The organism is Kitasatospora sp. NPDC057500 (assembly GCF_042802195.1).
In the GTDB taxonomy this organism is placed as follows: Bacteria; Actinomycetota; Actinomycetes; order Streptomycetales; family Streptomycetaceae; genus Kitasatospora.
In genome coordinates this window covers 1-18818 of record NZ_JBHVER010000160.1, presented here as the reverse complement: position 1 = coordinate 18818, position 18818 = coordinate 1, and the positions used below count along the sequence as shown (strand labels likewise).

The 18818-nt window shown below is 75.6% G+C and carries 1 protein-coding gene; it reads right to left on the bottom strand.

The genetic code is table 11. The annotated features are described in order from the left end of the window. On the bottom strand, positions 1-18809 hold an 18809-nt coding region (locus ACFU74_RS27490), incomplete at its 3' end, for a non-ribosomal peptide synthase/polyketide synthase (RefSeq protein ID WP_380761416.1). Between the last annotated feature and the right edge of the window lie 9 nt (positions 18810-18818).

The following is an 18818-nucleotide window of genomic DNA, read 5'->3' as shown; positions in this document are numbered from 1 at the left end:
GACATGAACGCCGAGGGGACCATGTAGGCGGGCAGGCGGTCGGAGACGTGGGCGCGCACGGCGTCCACGTCCATGGCTTCGCCCGCGACGAGGTAGGCGACGAGGCGCTTGTCGCCCGGGGTGTCCTCGCGGACCACCACGGCCGCCTGGGCCACCTGCGGGTGGCCGGCGACGACCGCCTCCACCTCGCCCGGCTCCACGCGGAAGCCACGGATCTTCACCTGGGCATCGGCGCGACCCGCGAAAACGAGCTGCCCGTCGGCCGTCCAGCGAACGCGGTCACCCGTCCGGTAGAGCCGCTCACCCGAGCCGAACGGGTCAGCGATGAAACGCTCGGCCGTCAGGACCGGCTGGTGGGCGTAGCCGCGCGCCAATCCGATACCGGCGACGTACAGTTCGCCGGTCACACCGACCGGGACCGGGGCGAGCGTGTCGTCGAGGACGTAGGTGCGGGTGTTGTCCAGCGGGCGGCCGATCGGCAGCACGTCGCCAACGGCGTCGCGGACCTCGTGCTGGGTGGCGCACAGCGTCACCTCGGTCGGGCCGTACAGATGCCGGACCACCAGGCCGGAGTTGTGCTCCAGCAGGCGCCGCACGGATGCCGTCGGGACGACGTCGCCGCCGGTCAGGACCTCGCGGACACCCTTGAAGCACTCCGGGTCCTGGTCCGCCAGCACCCGCAGCAGACCCGCCGTCACGTGCACGTGCGTGAGCCCGTGTCCGGCGACCGACTCCCGCAGCACGGCGGCGTCCATCGCCACCGGCTCGGCCACCACGACCGTTCCACCGGACAGCAGCGGCACCCACAACTCGTACGACGACGCGTCGAACGCGTGCGGGGCGTGGAACAGCACCCGCATGTCCGCCGACGCACCCCAGCACCCGTCCAGCGCCAGCGCGACGAGATCCCGCTGCGTCGTGACAACGCCCTTCGGGATGCCGGTCGAACCGGAGGTGTACATCACGTACGCCGCCCGATCGATCGAACCGGCAAGCAGTGCAACGGACTTGATAGAACCGTCCGGCACCGCATCCGCGAGCACCACCGGGACACCGGCCGGAAGCTCCGACACCAGATCCCGCGTCGTGACGACGCACACGGGACGGGCGTCCGCGAGCACGGCCTCAACCCGCGCCGACGGCCACGCCACGTCCACCGGCACGAACGCACCGCCCGCCTTCAGCACCGCCAGCAGCACGACCACCAGCTCCGCCGAGCGCTCCAACACCACGGCCACCGGCGACTCCACACCGACACCGCGCTCCACCAGCACCGACGCCAACCGGTTCACACGATCGTCCAACTCACGGTACGAGAGCGACAGTTCACCGCTGACCAGCGCCACGGCCTCCGGCGTGCGAGCGACCTGCGCCGCGAACACCTCCGACACCGACAACTCCGACACCGAGGCAGCGGTGTCGTTCCACTCACCCACCACCAGCCGGCGCTCCGCCGCGTCCACCACCTCCACCGCCGACACCGGAGTGTCGGGGGTCTCGGTGATCGACCGCATGACCAGCACCAGACGTTCCACGAACCGTTCGGCCGTCGCCCGGTCGAAGAGGTCCGCCGCCACGGTCAGCGAGCCGCTGAGGCCGGCCGGGGCGCCCCGGCCGTCGAAGGTCTCGCCGAGCGTCACATCGAGGTCGAACTTGGCCGCCATGCCGCCCGCCGTCAGCGGGGCGGCGTGCAGCCCGGGCATTCCTCCGGTCGGCGCGTCGGCGGCCGAGGCGGTGTTCTGCACGGTGAGCATGACCTGGAACAGCGGGTGCCGGGCCAGCGAGCGGGCCGGGGCCAGCTCCTCGACCAGGCGCTCGAACGGGACGTCCTGGTGGGCGAAGGCCTCCAGGCTGGTCTCCCGGACGCGGCCGAGCAGGTCGGCCAGCGTCGGGTTCCCGGACAGGTCGGTGCGCAGCACCAGCGTGTTCACGAAGAAGCCGACGAGCTCGTCCAACGCCTGGTCGGTGCGGCCCGCGACGGCTGTGCCGATCGGGATGTCGTTGCCCGCTCCGAGCTTGGAGAGCAGGACGGCGAGCGCGGTCTGGACGGTCATGAACAGCGTCAGTCCGCGCCGACGGGCGGTCTCCTGGAGGCCGCGGTGGAGGTCCGCCGGGATCTCCAGCGGGACGACGTGGCCGCGGTGCGAGGCGACCGCCGGACGTGCGTGGTCGAGCGGCAGCGCCAACTCCTCCGGCGCCCCCTCCAGGCTCGCCCGCCAGTACTCCACCTGGCGCGCGATCAGGCTCTCGGGGTCGTCCTCCGAGCCCAGCAGCTCGCGCTGCCACAGCGCGTAGTCCGCGTACTGCACCGGCAGCGCGGTCCACTCCGGCGCACGGCCCTCGCACCGGGCCGCGTAGGCGGTGGTCAGGTCCCGGGCCAACGGGCCCATCGACCAACCGTCGGTGGCGATGTGGTGCACCACCAGGACGAGGACGTGCTCCTGCGGCGACACCGCGAACAGCCCGGCACGAATCGGCACCTCGGCGGCGAAGTCGAAGGCATGGCCTGCCGCGCGGGCCAGCTCCGCCTCCATCCGCTCCGCCGCCACCTCGGCGACGGTCAGCTCGAAGCCGGACTCATCCAGGGACAGCACCCGCTGGTACGGACGCCCCTCGGCCATCGGGAAGACGGTGCGCAGCACCTCGTGGCGACCGACCACGTCCCGCAGCGCGGCGTCCAGCGCCTCCCGGTCCAGCTCGCCCGAGAGCCGCAGCGCCACGGGCGTGTTGTAGGTGGCGTTCGGCCCCTCCAACTGGCCCAGGAACCAGAGGCGCTGCTGCGCGAAGGAGAGCGGCACCCGCTCCGGGCGCGGACGGGCGACCAGCGCGACCCGGCCCGGTTCGGCCTTCAGCAGATGGGCGGCGACCCCGGCGGGCGTCGGGGCGTCGAACAGTGCCCGGATGGACAGCTCCGCCCCGAGCACCGACCGCACCCGGCTCACCAGGCGCGTGGCCAGCAGCGAGTGGCCGCCGAGCGCGAAGAAGTCGTCGTCCACGCCGACCAGCGGCAGGCCCAGCACCTCGGCGAAGGCCTGGCAGATCAGCTCCTCACGCGCGTTCGCCGGGGCCCGGCCCGCGCCCGAGACGTACTCGGGCGCCGGCAGCGCTCGCCGGTCGAGCTTGCCGTTGACGGTCAGCGGCAGCACGTCCAGCAGCACGAACGCGGACGGGACCAGGTAGGCGGGCAGGCGCTCGGAGACGTGGGCGCGCACGGCGTCCAGGTCCAGGCCGTCGCCGGGGACCAGGTACGCCACGAGGCGCTTGTCCCCCGGCACGTCCTCACGGACCACCACCGCCGCCTGGGCGACCCCGGCGTGCGCGGCCAGGACGGCCTCCACCTCGCCCGGCTCCACGCGGAAGCCGCGGATCTTCACCTGCGCGTCCGCGCGGCCCGCGAAGACGAGCTGACCGCCGGCCGTCCAGCGGACGCGGTCACCCGTGCGGTACAGCCGCTCGCCCGAGCCGAACGGGTCGGCGACGAAGCGTTCCGCCGTCAGCGCGGCGCGCCCGGCGTACCCGCGGGCCAGGCCCGCGCCCGCCGTGTACAGCTCGCCGACGGCGCCGACGGGCACCGGGGCGAGCGCGTCGTCGAGGACGTACACCCGGGTGTCCGCGATCGGGGCGCCGATCGGCACGCTGCCGCCGTCCGCCAGGTCGGCGGCCGTGACGGCGTGCACGGTGGTGAAGGTGGTGTTCTCGGTGGGTCCGTACCCGTTGAGCAGGCGGACCGAGGGCAGCCGCTCCAGGACGGCCCGGCAGTGCGCCGGGGAGAGCACGTCGCCGCCGGCCAGCAGCACCCGCAGGCCCGCGAGCGCGTCGAGGTCGGTGTCCACGACCTCGTGGAAGAGGCCGGCGGTCAGCCAGAGCACGGTGACCCGGTGCCCGGCGAGGAAGCGGCTCAGCTCGGCGACCGGCAGCGGGCCGGCCGGGGCGACGGCCAGGGTGGCGCCGTTGAGCAGGGCCCCCCAGATCTCCAGGGTCGCCGCGTCGAAGGAGACGGAGGCGAGCTGGGCGACCACGTCCTCGGTGCCGAGGTCGAGGAAGCCGGCCTCGCGGACCAGGCGGTCGACGGCCCGGTGCGGGACCACGGTGCCCTTCGGGCGGCCGGTCGAGCCGGAGGTGTAGACGACGTACGCCGGGTGGGTCGGGCGGAGCCGGCCGGTGCGCTCGGCGTCGGTGACGGGCCGCCCGTCGTGGCCGGCCAGTTCGGCGGCGGTGTCGGGCGCGTCCAGCACGGTCACCGGCAGGCCCGCCGCCGCCGGGACGGCGGCGGCGTGCGCGGCCGAGGTCAGCAGGTGGACCGGCCGGGCGTCGTCGAGCATCAGGGCGAGCCGCTCGGCGGGGTGGGCCGGGTCCAGCGGCAGGTAGGCGCCGCCGGCCTTGGTGACGGCCAGCAGGGTGACGATCAGCTCCGGGGAGCGGTCCATCAGCACCGCGACCACCGACTCCGGGCCGATGCCCCGGCCGATGAGCAGCCGGGCCAGCCGGTTGGCCCGGGCGTCCAGTTCGGCGTAGCCGAGCGCGGTGCCGGCGCCGGCCAGCGCGGGCGCGTCCGGGGTGCGGGCGGCCCGGGCGGCGAACAGCTCCGGCAGGGTGGCCGGCGCGAGGCCGCGGCCGGTCCGGTTGCGGTCGGTCAGCAGGGCCCGGCGCTCGGCCGGGGTGAGCACGTCCACCGCGGTGAGCCGGCTGCCGGGGTTCCGCTCCAGGGCGGTGACCAGGCCTTCCAGGGCGCTGTGCAGCAGGTCGCCGAGCCGGCCGGGGTCGGCCGGCGCCGAGACGTCGGCGGTGATCAGGAAGCGGTCGCCGAAGTCGTCGACGGACACCGTCACCGGGTAGTTGGTCCGCTCGCGGGACATCACCCGGCGGATGCCGCCGAACGCGTCCTCGGCGGGTGCGTCCTCGGTGCGCGGGCCGACGGGGCCGCTGTGCCGGTAGTTGAGGATCGAGGTGAACAGCGGGGTGCCGCCCGGCAGCCCGGCGGCCTGCTGGGCGAGCGCGAGCGGGGCGTGCTCGTGCGCCAGCAGTTCGGCGAGCTGCCGCCGCAGGCCGTCGACGGCCTCGCCGACCGCCTGCCCTGCGAGGTCCACCCGGACCGGCAGGGTGTTGAGGAAGGGGCCCATCACCCGGCCCGCGCCGCTGCCGGCGCTCATCCGGCCGAGGAGCACGGTACCGAACACCACGTCCTGGCGGCCGGAGACGGCGCCGAGCACCCTCGCCCACGCCAGGTGGAACACGGTGGCCGGGCTGACGCCCAGCGTCCGCGCCACCTCGCGCAGCCGCGCGGCCAGGGCGTCGTCCGCCCAGAGCCGGGCCTGCGTGACCGTCGTCCCGTCGCCGTGGACGTCGAGCAGCCCGTACGGCGCGGTGGTGTCCTCGACACCGGCGAGCAGGGCGGCGAAGTGGCGCTCGTGCTCCTCGCGGGAGACGCCGAGGCGGGCCTGGGCGACGAACTCGCGGAACGGCAGCGGCTCGGGCAGCTCGTCGGCGCGCCCGGACAGGAATGCCCGCAGCTCGTCGAGCAGCACCTCCAGGGCGGTGTGGTCCTGGACCAGGTGGTGGATCCGCAGCAGGGCCGACCAGCGGTCGCCGCCGGGCTCGGCCGCGATGTGGACGCTCAGCAGCGGCGCCCGGTCCAGCGGCAGCCAGGCGCCGGCGGCGGCCTCCAGCTGCTCGCCGGCCGACGGGCCGGCCGGGTCCAACGCGACTTCGGTGACCGGCAGTTCGGCCGTGCGCAGGACGACCTGGACGGGCTCGCGCAGACCGTCCCCCACGATCGCGGTCCGGTAGACGTCGTGCCGGGCCACCGCCCAGCGCAGCGCGTCGAGGAACTCGTCGAGCCGCGCCCGGTCGTCGAACCCGAGGAGGTTCGGCAGCACATAGGCGTCGCCGCCCGCCCGGTCGGCCATCAGGTGGTGGAAGAACAGGCCTTCCTGGAGGGGGGCCAGCGGGTAGACGTCGGCGATGTTCGCCGCGCCGCCGGGGACGGCGGCGACGACGGTGGCGAGCTCGTCCTCGGTGAGGTCGACCAGCGGCAGCATCGCCGGGGTCAGCGCGGTGGCGCCCCCGGCGGGGATCGGGTTGGCCGGGACCAGGACGGGGCCCGTTCCCGCGGCGGCGGCCAGGCCGGCCGGGGTGGCCGTGGTGAACAGCGCCCGCACCGACACCGACACGCCGTACCCGCGCAGCCGGTCGACCAGCGCGACCGCCAGCAGGGAGTGGCCGCCGAGGGCGAAGAAGTCGTCGTCCACGCCGACCAGCGGCAGGCCGAGCACCTCGGCGAAGGCCTGGCAGATCAGCTCCTCACGGGCGTCCGCCGGAGCCCGGCCCACGCCCGCCTCGTAGCTGGGCGCCGGCAGCGCCTTGCGATCCAGCTTGCCGTTGGCGGTCAGCGGCAGCGCCTCCAGGACGACGAACGCCGAGGGCACCATGTAGGCGGGCAGCCGCTGCGCGGCGGCGGCGCGCAGCGCGTCGACGTCCAGGTCCCCGGCGGGCACCAGGTAGGCCACCAGGCGCTTGTCCCCCGGCACGTCCTCGCGGACCACCGCGGCCGCCTGGGCGACCTCGGCGCGGGCGGCCAGGACGGCCTCGATCTCGCCGAGCTCGATCCGGAAGCCGCGCAGCTTCACCTGGTCGTCGGCGCGGCCGAGGAACTCCAGGTCGCCGTCGGCCCGCCGGCGCACCACGTCGCCGGTGCGGTACAGGCGCTCGCCGTGCCCGAAGGGGTCGGCGACGAAGCGCTCCGCGGTGAGGTCCGGGCGGCCCTGGTAGCCGCGGGCCAGCTGGGCGCCGGCCAGGTAGAGCTCGCCGGCGACGCCGAGCGGCACCGGGCGCAGCCCGTCGTCCAGGACGAAGACCCGGGTGTTGTCCAGCGGGCGGCCGATCGGCACCGGGCCGGTGCGCTCGCGGTCCAGGTCGGCCACGGCGGCCCAGACGGTCGCCTCGGTCGGCCCGTAGAGGTTGGTCACCGAGACGCCGGCCGCCGTCATCCGGGCGGCGAGCACCGCGGGGAGCGCCTCGCCGCCGACCAGCATGCGCAGGCCGCGGACGGCGTCGGTGTGTTCGCGCAGCAGCCCCTGCCACAGCGCCGGGGTGGCCTGCACGGCCGTCACGCCGTGGCGCGTGACCAGTTCGGCCACCGCGCCCGGGTCACGGGTCACGGCGTCCCCGGCGATCACCACGGAGGCGCCGGTGACCAGCGGCAGGTACAGCTCCAGGACGTGGATGTCGAAGGCCACGGTGGTGACCGCGAGCAGCCGGTCCGCGGGACCGAAACCGGTCCTGCGGTCCATCGCGGCCAGGAAGTTCGCCACACCGCCGTGCGGCACCACGACGCCCTTGGGGCGACCGGTGGAGCCCGAGGTGTAGATGACGTACGCGGGGTGCGCGGGCAGCAGCGGGCCGTGGCGCTCGGCCTCGGCCAGGTCGGCGCCGTCGGCCGCCGCCAGTTCGGCGACGGTGCCGGCGTCGTCCAGGACCAGGACGGCCGGGCCCCCGGCCGGCAGGCCGGCCGTCCGGGCGAGCACCGCGGAGGTGGTCAGCACCAGGGCGGGGCGGGCGTCGTCGAGCATGTAGCCGATGCGCTCGGCCGGGTAGCCCGGGTCGAGCGGCAGGTAGGCACCGCCGGTCTTGAGGACGGCCAGCAGGGCGATCGGAAGCTCGGTGGAGCGGTCGAGGCAGACCGCGACCAGCGACTCCGGGCCGGCCCCGCGGGCCGTCAGCAGGCGCGCCAGGCGGTTGGCCCGGGCGTTCAGCTCGGCGTACGACAGCTCGCTCCCCTCGCCCAGCACCGCCACGGCGTCGGGCGTCAGCGCGGCCCGGGCCTCGATCAGGGCGGGCAGCAGCGGTCCGGGGGCGGCGGCGGTGCCGTTCCACTCCTCCAGGAGCAGCCGGCGCTCCTCGGCGCCCAGCACGTCCACCTGCCCGACCGGCAGGGACTGCTCGGTGACGACGGCACGCAGCACCCGCACCAGGGCGTCCGCGATCCGCCGGGTGGTGGCCGGGTCGAAGAGGTCCGAGGCGGCGACGATCGAGCCCAGCAGCCCGGCCGGGGCGCCGTGGCCGTCGAAGGTCTCGCCGAGGCTCACGTCGAGGTCGAACTTGGCGGCCGTCCCGCCGGCGGCCAGCGGGGCGGTGCGCAGCCCGGGCAGCCCGAGCGGCCGGGTGTCGCCCGCCGGGGCGGTGTTGTGCACCGTCAGCATGACCTGGAACAGCGGGTGCCGGGCCAGCGAGCGGGCCGGGGACAGCTCCTCGACCAGCCGCTCGAACGGCACGTCCTGGTGGGCGTAGGCCTCAAGGCCGCTGCGCCGGACCCGGTCCAGGACCTCGGCCAGGGTCGGGTCGCCGGACAGGTCGGTGCGCATCACCAGGGTGTTGACGAAGAACCCGACGAGGTCCTCCACCGCCTGGTCGGTGCGCCCGGCGATGGTGGTGCCGATCGGGATGTCGGTGCCCGCGCCGAGCCTGGAGAGCAGGACGGCGAGCGCGGCCTGGACGGTCATGAACAGCGTCAGTCCGCGCCGGCGGGCCATCTCCTGGAGCTCGCGGTGCAGGTCCGCCGGGATCTCCAGGGGGACGACGTGGCCGCGGTGCGAGGCGACGGCCGGCCGTGCGTGGTCGGCGGGGAGCACCAGCTCCTCCGGTGCTCCGGCGAGCGCCCGGCGCCAGTGGCCGGCCTGGCGTGCGATCAGGCTCTCCGGGTCGTCCTCGGAGCCGAGCAGCTCGCGCTGCCAGAGCGCGTAGTCCGCGTACTGGACGGGCAGCTGCTCCCACCGCGGGGCCTCGCCGCCTAGCCGGGCGGTGTAGGCGGCGGTCAGGTCGCGGGCCAGCGGGCCCATCGACCAGCCGTCGGTGGCGATGTGGTGCACCACCAGGACGAGGACGTGCTCCTGCGGCGAGACCGCGAACAGCCAGGCCCGGACCGGCACCTCGACGGCGAAGTCGAAGGCGTGGCCGGCCGCGCTGGCCACCTCGGCCGCCAGGTCCTCCGCCGCCACCTCGGCGACGGTCGGCTCGAAGCCGGACTCCTCCGGGGACAGCACCCGCTGGTACGGGCGGCCGTCGGCCGCCGGGTAGACGGTGCGCAGCACCTCGTGGCGGCCGACCACGTCCCGCAGGGCGGCGGCCAGCGCGTCGCGGTCCAGCCCGCCCTCGATCCGCAGGGCGACCGGGATGTTGTAGGTGGCGCTCGGCCCCTCCAGCCGGCCGAGGAACCAGAGGCGCTGCTGCGCGAAGGAGAGCGGCACCCGCTCGGGGCGGGGGCGCGTGGTCAGGGCGGTGCGTCCGGGCGCGGCCTCGGCGAGCCAGCCGGCCAGGCCGGCCGGGGTCGGGTTCTCGAACAGCGCCCGGATCGGCATCTCCACGCCGAGGACGGTGCGCAGCCGGCTCATCAGACGGGTCGCCAGCAGCGAGTGGCCGCCGAGGACGAAGAAGTCGTCGTCCATGCCGACGGCCGGGTGGCCGAGGACCTCGGCGAACACGCCGCAGAGCAGCTCCTCCTGGGCGGTGGCCGAGCCCCGGCCCGCCCCGGTGGTGTACTCGGGGGCCGGCAGCGCGGCCCGGTCGAGCTTGCCGTTGACGGTCAGCGGCAGCGCCTCCAGGAGGAGGAACGCGGACGGGACCATGTAGGCGGGCAGGCGGTCCGAGACGTGGGCGCGCACGGCGTCCGGGTCCAGGCCGTCACCGGGGACGACGTAGGCCACGAGGCGCTTGTCCCCCGGGGTGTCCTCGCGGACCACCACAGCGGCCTGGGCCACCTGCGGGTGCCCGGCGACGACCGCCTCCACCTCGCCCGGCTCCACGCGGAAGCCACGGATCTTCACCTGCGCGTCCGCCCGGCCCGCGAAGACGAGCTGCCCGTCGGCCGTCCAGCGGGCCCGGTCGCCGGTGCGGTACATGCGCTCACCGGCCGACCCGAGCGGGTTCGCGACGAAGCGCTCCGCCGACAGGCCCGGACGGCCCAGGTAGCCGCGGGCCAGCTGCGCCCCGGCGAGGTACAGCTCGCCGGCCACGCCCACCGGGACCGGGCGCAGCGCGTCGTCCAGGACGAAGGCCCGGGTGCCGGGGTTGGGGGCGCCCATCGGGATCTCGTCGCCGCCCGGGCCGATCAGGCCGGTGGTCACCATGACGGTGGCCTCGGTCGGGCCGTAGGTGTTCACCAGCCGGCGGCCGGGAGCCCACTCCTCGACCTGCCGGGCGCTGATCGGCTCGGCACCGACCAGCACGGTGGAGATGCCGGTCAGGCCGGCCGGGTCCAGCGTCGCCAGCAGGGAGGGCACCACGCTGGTGGTGGTCACCGCGCGGTCCCGGACCAGCCGCGTCAGCAGCTCGCCGTCGGTGCGCTCCTCGGGGGCGGCGACCACGAGGGTGGCGCCGGAGGTGAGGGTGACCGCGAGGTCCAGCACCGAGGCGTCGAAGCTGAACGAGGCGAACTGGAGCACCGGGACGTCCGGGCCGACGGCCATCACCGGGGTGATCGCGGCGTTCATGGCCGCGAGGGCGCCGTGGGTGCCGGCCACGCCCTTGGGGCGGCCGGTCGAACCGGAGGTGTAGATGACGTACGCCAGCTGCTCCGGCAGCACCGGGGCCGGCGCCGGACGCGGCGCGGCCTCGATCGCGGCCGCCACCGCCGGGTCGTCCAGGTGGACCACCCGCTCGGCGCTCAGACCGGCCACCAGCTCGCGGTGGCCCAGCAGCACCCGGGCGCCGCTGTCGGCCAGGACGAAGCCCAGCCGCTCCACCGGGTACTCGGCGTCGAGCGGGACGTAGGCCGCCCCGGCCTTCCAGACGCCCAGTACCGCGGCGACCATCTCCGCGCCGCGCGGCAGGCAGAGCGCCACCACCGACTCGGCGCCGACCCCGGCCTCGCGCAGCCGGCCCGCCAGGCGGTCCGACCACGCGTCCAGCTCCGCGTACGAGAGCTCGGTCCCGTCGCACACCACGGCCACCGCGTCGGGCGTCCGGGCCGCCTGGGCCGCGAACTGCCCGGGCACGGAGAGCTCCGGCACGACCGCGTCGGCGCTCTCGCGCACCACCAGGGCGCGCTCGGCGTCGTCCAGCACCTCGACCGCGCCCAGCGGGGTCTGCGGGGCCAGCTCCAGGGCCTCGACCAGGCCCTCCAGGCAGGTCCGCACCATCCGGCAGACCCGCTCCGGGTCGGCCGGCGCCACCGCGTCGACGGAGATCACGAACCGGGGGCCGTCGACGTCGACGGCGACGTCCAGCGGGTAGTTGGTGTGCTCGCGGGAGAACATCGTCCGGATGCCCTGGATGCCCTCGCCGGAGGCGGGGGCGGCCTGGTTGTGCCGGAAGTTGAAGAGCGAGCTGAACAGCGGGCTGCCGCCCGGCACGCCGCTGGCGGCCTGGGCGAGGGAGAGCGGGGCGTGCTCGTGCACCAGCAGCTCGGCCAGCTGGCCGCGCATCGACTCCAGCGCCCCGGCCACCGTGCCGTCGCCGAGCCGCACCCGGACCGGCAGGGTGTTGATGAACAGGCCGGGCACCCGGTCGGCGCCGGTGCCGGCACTCATCCGGCCGAACAGCACGGTGCCGAACACCACGTCGTCCCGGCCCGAGACGGCCGCCAGCACCCGGGCCCAGGCCAGGTGGAACACGGTGGCCGGGCTGACGCCCAGCGACCGCGCGGCCTCCCGGACCCGGCCGGACAGCTCCTCGTCCACCGCCAGGTGCGCCTGGACGCCGTTCGCGCCGTCGCCGTGCACATCCGTCAGCCCGTACGGGGCCGTGGTCTCGTCGACGTCGCCGAGCAGCTCGGCGAAGTGGCGCTCGTGCTCCTCTCGCGGCACGCCGAGGCGGGCCTGGGCGACGAACTCGCGGAACGGCAGCGGCTCGGGCAGCTCGGCCGTCCGGCCCGCCAGGTACGCCCGCAGTTCGCCGAGCAGCACCTCCAGCGTCGTGTGGTCCTGCACCAGGTGGTGGATGCGCACCAGGGCCAGCCACCGGTCCGTGCCGGGCTCGGCCGCGGTGTGCACGCTCAGCAGCGGCGCCCGGTCCAGGGCGATCCGGGAACCGGCGGCGGCCAGCAGCTGCTCGGTGGGCTCGGCGCCGGACGGGTCCAGCACGACCTCGGTGACCGGCAGTTCGGCGTGCCGGGCGACCACCTGGACGGGCTCGCGCAGGCCCTCCCAGAGGATCGCCGTGCGGTAGACGTCGTGCCGGCCGGTCACCCAGCGCAGCCCGTCCAGGAACGCGTCCAGGCGCGCCCGGTCGTCGAAGCCGAGCACCATCGGCAGCACATAGGCGTCACCGGCGTCCTGGCCGGCCATCAGGTGGTGGAAGAACAGGCCCTCCTGGAGCGGGGCCAGCGGGTAGACGTCGGCGATGTTCGCCGCGCCGCCGGGGACGGCGGCGACGACGGTGGCGAGCTCGGCGTCGGTGAGGTCGACCAGCGGCAGCATCGCCGGGGTCAGCGCGGTCGCGCCCTCGGGGATGGCGTTCGGCGGCACGACGACCTCCGCCGGGCCCGCGACGGCCGCCAGGCCCGCCGGGGTCGGGGTCGCGAACAGCGCCCGCACCGAGACGCCGACGCCGCGCGAGCGCAGCCACTCCACCAGGGAGACCACCAGCAGGGAGTGGCCGCCGAGCGCGAAGAAGTCGTCGTCCACGCCGACCAGCGGCAGGCCGAGCACCTCGGCGAAGGCCTGGCAGATCAGCTCCTCACGGGCGTCCGCCGGAGCCCGGCCCGCGCCCGCCTCGTAGCTGGGCGCCGGCAGCGCCCTGCGGTCCAGCTTGCCGTTCACCGTCAGCGGCAGCGCCTCCAGCACCACGAACGCCGACGGCACCATGTGCTGCGGCAGGTGCCCGGCCGCGTACGGACGCACCGCGTCCACGTCCAGACCCTCGCCGGGGACCAGGTACGCCACCAGGCGCTTGTCCCCCGGGGTGTCCTCACGGACCACCACCGCCGCCTGGGCCACCTGCGGGTGGCCGGCGACCACCGCCTCCACCTCGCCCGGCTCGACCCGGAAGCCGCGGATCTTCACCTGCGCGTCCGCGCGGCCCACGAAGACCAGACGGCCCTGTGCGTCCCAGCGGGCCCGGTCGCCGGTGCGGTACATGCGCTCGCCGCCCGCCCCGAACGGGTCGGCGACGAAGCGCTCCGCCGACAGGCCCGGACGGCCCAGGTAGCCGCGCGCCAGCTGCTCGCCGGCCACGTACATCTCACCGGCCACCCCGGCCGGCACCGGGTTCAGCCACTCGTCCAGGACGTACACCCGCAGCCCGGGGACGCCGCGCCCGATCACGCTGCCGTCGGCGCAGTCGTCCGCGTCCAGCGCCTGGTAGGTGACGTGCACGGTGGTCTCGGTGATCCCGTACATGTTGACCAGCCGCGGCCCGCCCTCCGGCCGGCGGGCCCACCACTCGGCCAGCCGGGCCGGGTCGAGCGCCTCGCCGCCGAACACCACGGTCCGCAGCGCCGCGCCCGCCCCGGGCCGGCGCTCCTCGGCCGCCATCAGCTGGTAGAACGCCGACGGGGTCTGGTTGAGGACGGTGACCCGCTCGCGGTCCAGCAGCTCCAGGAACTCCTCCGGGGAGCGCGACACCGTGAACGGGACGACCACCACCCGCCCGCCGGTCAGCAGGGCGGCCCAGATCTCCCAGACCGAGAAGTCGAACGCGAAGGAGTGGAACCAGGTCCAGACGTCCCGCTCGTCGAAGCCGAACCGCTCCCCGGTCGCGGCGAGCAGCGCCACCACGTTGCGGTGCGGCACCACGACGCCCTTGGGGCGGCCGGTGGAGCCCGAGGTGTAGATCACGTAGGCGGGGTGGTCCGGGGCCGGCACCGGGGCCGGGCGCTGGGCCGGCTCCTCGGCCCCGTCCTCGGCCTGCGGGCCGTCCACCAGCAGGACGGGCACGCCGTCCGGCACCACGGCGGCGCCGGCGGTCGTGGTGAGCACGCAGGACGCGGCCGCGTCCGCCAGGACGAACGCGATCCGCTCGGCCGGGTAGTCCGGGTCGACCGGCAGGTAGGCGCCACCGGCCTTGAGCACGGCCAGCAGGGCCACCACCAGCTCGACGGAGCGCTCCATCGCCACGCCGACCAGCGACTCGGGGCCGACGCCCGCGCCGGCCAGCCGCCGCGCCAGACGGTCGGCCCGCGCGTCGAGTTCCGCGTACGTCAGCCGCACGCCCTCACCGGTGAGGGCGACGGCGTCCGGCGTCCGGGCGGCCCGGGCCTCGAACAGCTCGGGGATGGTCGCGGCGGGGACGTCGACCGGCGGCTCGTTCCACTCGGTCAGCACCGTCCGCCGCTCGGCGTCGTCCAGCAGCGAGACCGTGCTCAGCCGCCGGCCGGTGTCCTCGGCCAGCACCGTGAGCACCGTGGTCAGCAGCCGCGAGATCCGCTCCGCCGACCGCGGGTCGAACAGGTCCGCCGAGGCGATCACCGCACCGCGCAGCCCGGCCGGACGCCCCTCGGCGTCCAGCACCTCGCGGACGTCCACGTCCAGGTCGAACTTGGCCGCGGTTCCGGCCGCGTGCACACCGCCGACCCGCACGCCGGGCAGCTCGAAGGAGGCCGTGGCGTTGTTCTGGAGGGCCAGCACCACCTGGAACAGCGGGTGGCGCGCCGTGGAGCGGGTGGGGGCCAGCTCCTCGACCAGCCGCTCGAACGGCACGTCCTGGTGGGCGAAGGCGCCCAGGCTGGTCTCCCGCACCCGGGCCAGCAGCTCGCCGAAGGTCGGGTCGCCGGACAGGTCTGTGCGCATCACCAGGGTGTTGACGAAGAAGCCGACCAGCTCGTCCAGCGCCTGGTCGGTGCGCCCGGCGATGGTGGTGCCGATCGGGACGTCGGTGCCCGCGCCGAGCTTGGAGAGCAGCACGGCGAGCGCGGCCTGGACCGCCATGAACAGCGTCACGCCCTCGGCCTGCGCCAGCTCCACCAGGCGCGCGTGCACCTCGGCCGGGACGGTGAACTCCGCCAGGTGGCCGCGGTGGCCGGCGACCGCCGGCCGCGGCCGGTCGGCGGGCAGCGCCAGCTCCTCCGGGGCGCCGGCCAGGGTCCGCCGCCAGTAGGCGAGTTGCTGGGACAGCACGCTGCCCGGGTCGCTCTCCTCGCCCAGCAGCTCGCGCTGCCAGAGCGCGTAGTCCGCGTACTGGACGGGCAGCGGCGCCCACGCCGGGGCCTCGCCCCTGGTCCGGGCGGTGTAGGCCAGGGCGACGTCACGGGCGAGGGTGCCGGTCGACCAGCCGTCGGTGGCGATGTGGTGCACCACCAGGACGAGGACGTGCTCCTGCGGCGCCTCGGTGAACAGCCAGGCCCGGACCGGCACCTCGACCGCGAAGTCGAAGGCGTGGCCGGCCGCGCGGGCCACCTCGGCCTCCATCCGCTCCGCCGCCACCTCGGCGACCGTCAGACCGAAGCCGGACTCATCCAGGGACAGCACCCGCTGGTACGGGCGGCCGTCGGACATCGGGAAGACGGTGCGCAGCACCTCGTGCCGGCCGACCACGTCCCGCAGGGCGGCGGCCAGCGCGTCGCGGTCCAGTTCGCCCGAGAGGCGCAGTGCCACGGGCGTGTTGTAGGTGGCACTCGGCCCCTCCAACTGGCCCAGGAACCAGAGGCGCTGCTGGGCGAAGGAGAGCGGCACCCGCTCCGGGCGCGGCCGGGCGACCAGACCGGCGCGGCTCGGCGCGGCCTCGGCGAGCCAGCCGGCCAGGGCGGCCGGGGTCGGGTTCTCGAACAGCGCCCGGATCGGCATCTCCACGCCGAGGACGGTGCGCAGCCTGCTCACCAGGCGGGTCGCCAGCAGCGAGTGGCCGCCGAGGAGGAAGTAGTTGTCGTCCGGCTCGACCTGCTCGACACCGAGGATGCTCGCGAACTCGGCGCAGAGCAGTTCCTCGCGCGCGTCGGCGGGACGGCGGGCGGCGGGCGCGCCGTCCGCCGGGGCGGGCAGCGCGGCGCGGTCGAGCTTGCCGTTGACGGTCAGCGGCAGCGCGTCCAGCACCACGAACGCGGACGGGACCACGGCGGCGGGCAGGCGGTCGGCGGCGTGGGCGCGGACGGCGTCCACGTCCACGGATCCACCCGCGACGAGGTAGGCGACCAGGCGCTCGTCACCGGGGGTGTCCTCGCGGAGCAGCACGGCGGCCTGGGCGACCCCGGGGTGGGCGAGCAGGACGGCCTCGACCTCGCCGGGCTCGACGCGCAGGCCGTGGATCTTCAGCTGGGCGTCCGCCCGGCCGGCGAAGACGAGTCGGCCGTCGGCCGTCCAGCGGGCCCGGTCGCCGGTGCGGTAGAGGCGCTCGCCGGAGCCGAACGGGTCGGCGACGAAACGTTCCGCCGTGCGGGCGGACTGGTGGGCGTAGCCACGGGCCAGGCCCACGCCTGCCACGTACAGCTCGCCGGTCACGCCGGCGGGGACGGGGGTGAGGGCGTCGTCGAGGACGTAGGTGCGGGTGTTGTCCAGCGGGCGGCCGATCGGCAGCACCTCGCCGACGGCGTCGCGGACCTCGTGCTGGGTGGCGCAGAGCGTCACCTCGGTCGGGCCGTAGAGGTGCCGGACGACGAGGCCCTCGTTGTGCTCCAGCAGGCGCCGCACGGACGCCGCCGGGACGACGTCGCCGCCGGTCAGCACCTCGCGGAGGCCGTTGAAGCACTCCGGGGCCTGCTCGGCGAGAGCGCGCAGCAGACCCGCCGTCACATGGACGTGCGTCAGCCCGTGGCGGGCGACGAGGGCGGCCAGCGCGGCGGCGTCCAGCGCCACCGGCTCGGCCACCACCACGGTCCCGCCGGACAGCAGCGGCACCCACAGCTCGTACGAGGACGCGTCGAAGGCGTGCGGGGCGTGGAACAGCACCCGCATGTCCGCCGACGCACCCCAGCAGCGGTCCAGCGCCAGCGCGACGAGATCCCGCTGCGTCGTGACAACACCCTTCGGGATGCCCGTCGAACCGGAGGTGTAGTGCACCGAGGCCGCCTGTCCGGCCGGCCAGGTCAGTGGCAGCGGGTCCGCGCTCAGGGCGGCCAGGCGCTCGCGCACCTCGGGCGCGTCCAGCGCCAGCGGCCTCGCCCCGGCCGGGACCGGCTGCTCGGAGGCGGTCAGCACGCACACCGGGCGGGCGTCGGCGAGCAGCACGGCCGTCCGCGCGGCGGGCAGGTCGGCGTCGACCGGCACCAGGGTGCCGCCGGCCTTCAGCACGGCCAGCACGGCGACCACCAGCTCGGCCGAGCGCTCCAGCACGACGGCGACCGGCGACTCGGCGCCGACCCCGTGCTCGGCGAGCAGCCGCGCCAGGCGGTTCGCCCGGTCGTCCAGTTCCCGGTACGAGAGCGGGACATCACCGCTGACCAGGGCGACGGCCTCCGGCGTGCGGGCCGCCTGCGCGGCGAACGCCTCCGGCAGCGACAGCGCGGGCAGCGCGGCGGCGGTGTCGTTCCACTCGTGCACCACCCGGTGGCGCTCGGTCGGCTCCAGGAGGTCCAGGGCCGCCAGGCGGGCGCCGGTGTCCTCCTGGAGGGCGGTGACCAGCGCGTCCAGGCAGGTGTGCAGCAGACCGGCCACCTGGGCCGGGTCGGCGGGCGCGACCGCGTCCACCGTGGTCGCGAAGCCGGTGCCGTCGACGTCGACCGACACCACCAGCGGGTAGTTGGTCACATCGCGCACCGAGCGCAGCCGGATGCCGCTCAGCGTCGAGCCGGACTCGCGCGGAACCGTCTGGTTGTAGCGGTAGTTGAAGAGCGAGGTGAACAGCGGGCTGCCGCCCGGCAGTCCGCTGACCTGCTGGGCCAGTGCGAGCGGGGCGTGCTCGTGCACCAGCAGCTCGGCGAGCTGGCCGCGCATCGACTCCAGCGCCTCGCCGACCAGCGGCCCGTTCAGGCGGGCGCGCACGGGCAGGGTGTTGATGAACAGGCCGGGCACCCGGTCGGCGCCCGTGCCGGCGTCCATCCGGCCGAACAGCACGGTGCCGAACACCACGTCGTCGCGGCCGGAGAGCATGCCGAGGACCCGGGCCCAGGCGAGGTGGAAGAGGGTGGCCGGGCTGACGCCCTTCGCCCGCGCCACGTCCTTGACGCGGTCCGCGAGGTCCCCGTCGACCCGCAGGTGGGCCTGGGCGACCCGGGTGCCGTCGCCGTGCACGTCGAGGATCCCGTACGGCGCGGTGGTCGCATCGACGTCGCCGAGCAGGGCGGCGAAGTGGCGTTCGTGCTCCTCGCGGGAGACGCCGAGGCGGGCCTGCGCGACGAACTCGCGGAAGGGCAGCGGCTCCGGCAGATCCGCCGTCCGGCCGGCGAGGAACGCCCGGACCTCGTCCAGCAGGATCTCCAGGGCGGTGTGGTCCTGGACCAGGTGGTGGATGCGCAGCAGCGCCAGCCAGCGCTCCGCACCCGGCTCGGCGGCGACGTGCGCGCTCATCAGCGGTGCCCGGTCGAGGTCCATCCACGAACCGGCGGCGGCCTCCAGCTGCTCGCCCACCGACGCGCCGGACGGATCCGGTTCGACCTCGGTGACCGGCAGTTCGGCCTCGCGGAGCACGACCTGAACGGGCTCGCGCAGGCCGTCCCAGACGATGGCGGTCCGGTAGACGTCGTGCCGGCCGACCACCCAGCGCAGCGCGTCCAGGAAGGCGTCCAGGCGCTCGCGCGACTCGAACTCAAGCAGCGTGGGCGTGACGTAGACGTCCGTGCCCTCGCGGTCCGCCATCAGGTGGTGGAAGAACATGCCCTCCTGCAACGGCGCCAGCGGGTACACGTCCGCCACGTTCGCCGCACCGCCCGGCACCGCCGCCACGACGCGGGCGATCTCCGCCTCGGTCAGCTCGACCAGCGGCAGCAGCTCCGGCGTCAGCTCGCTCACGCCACCGGC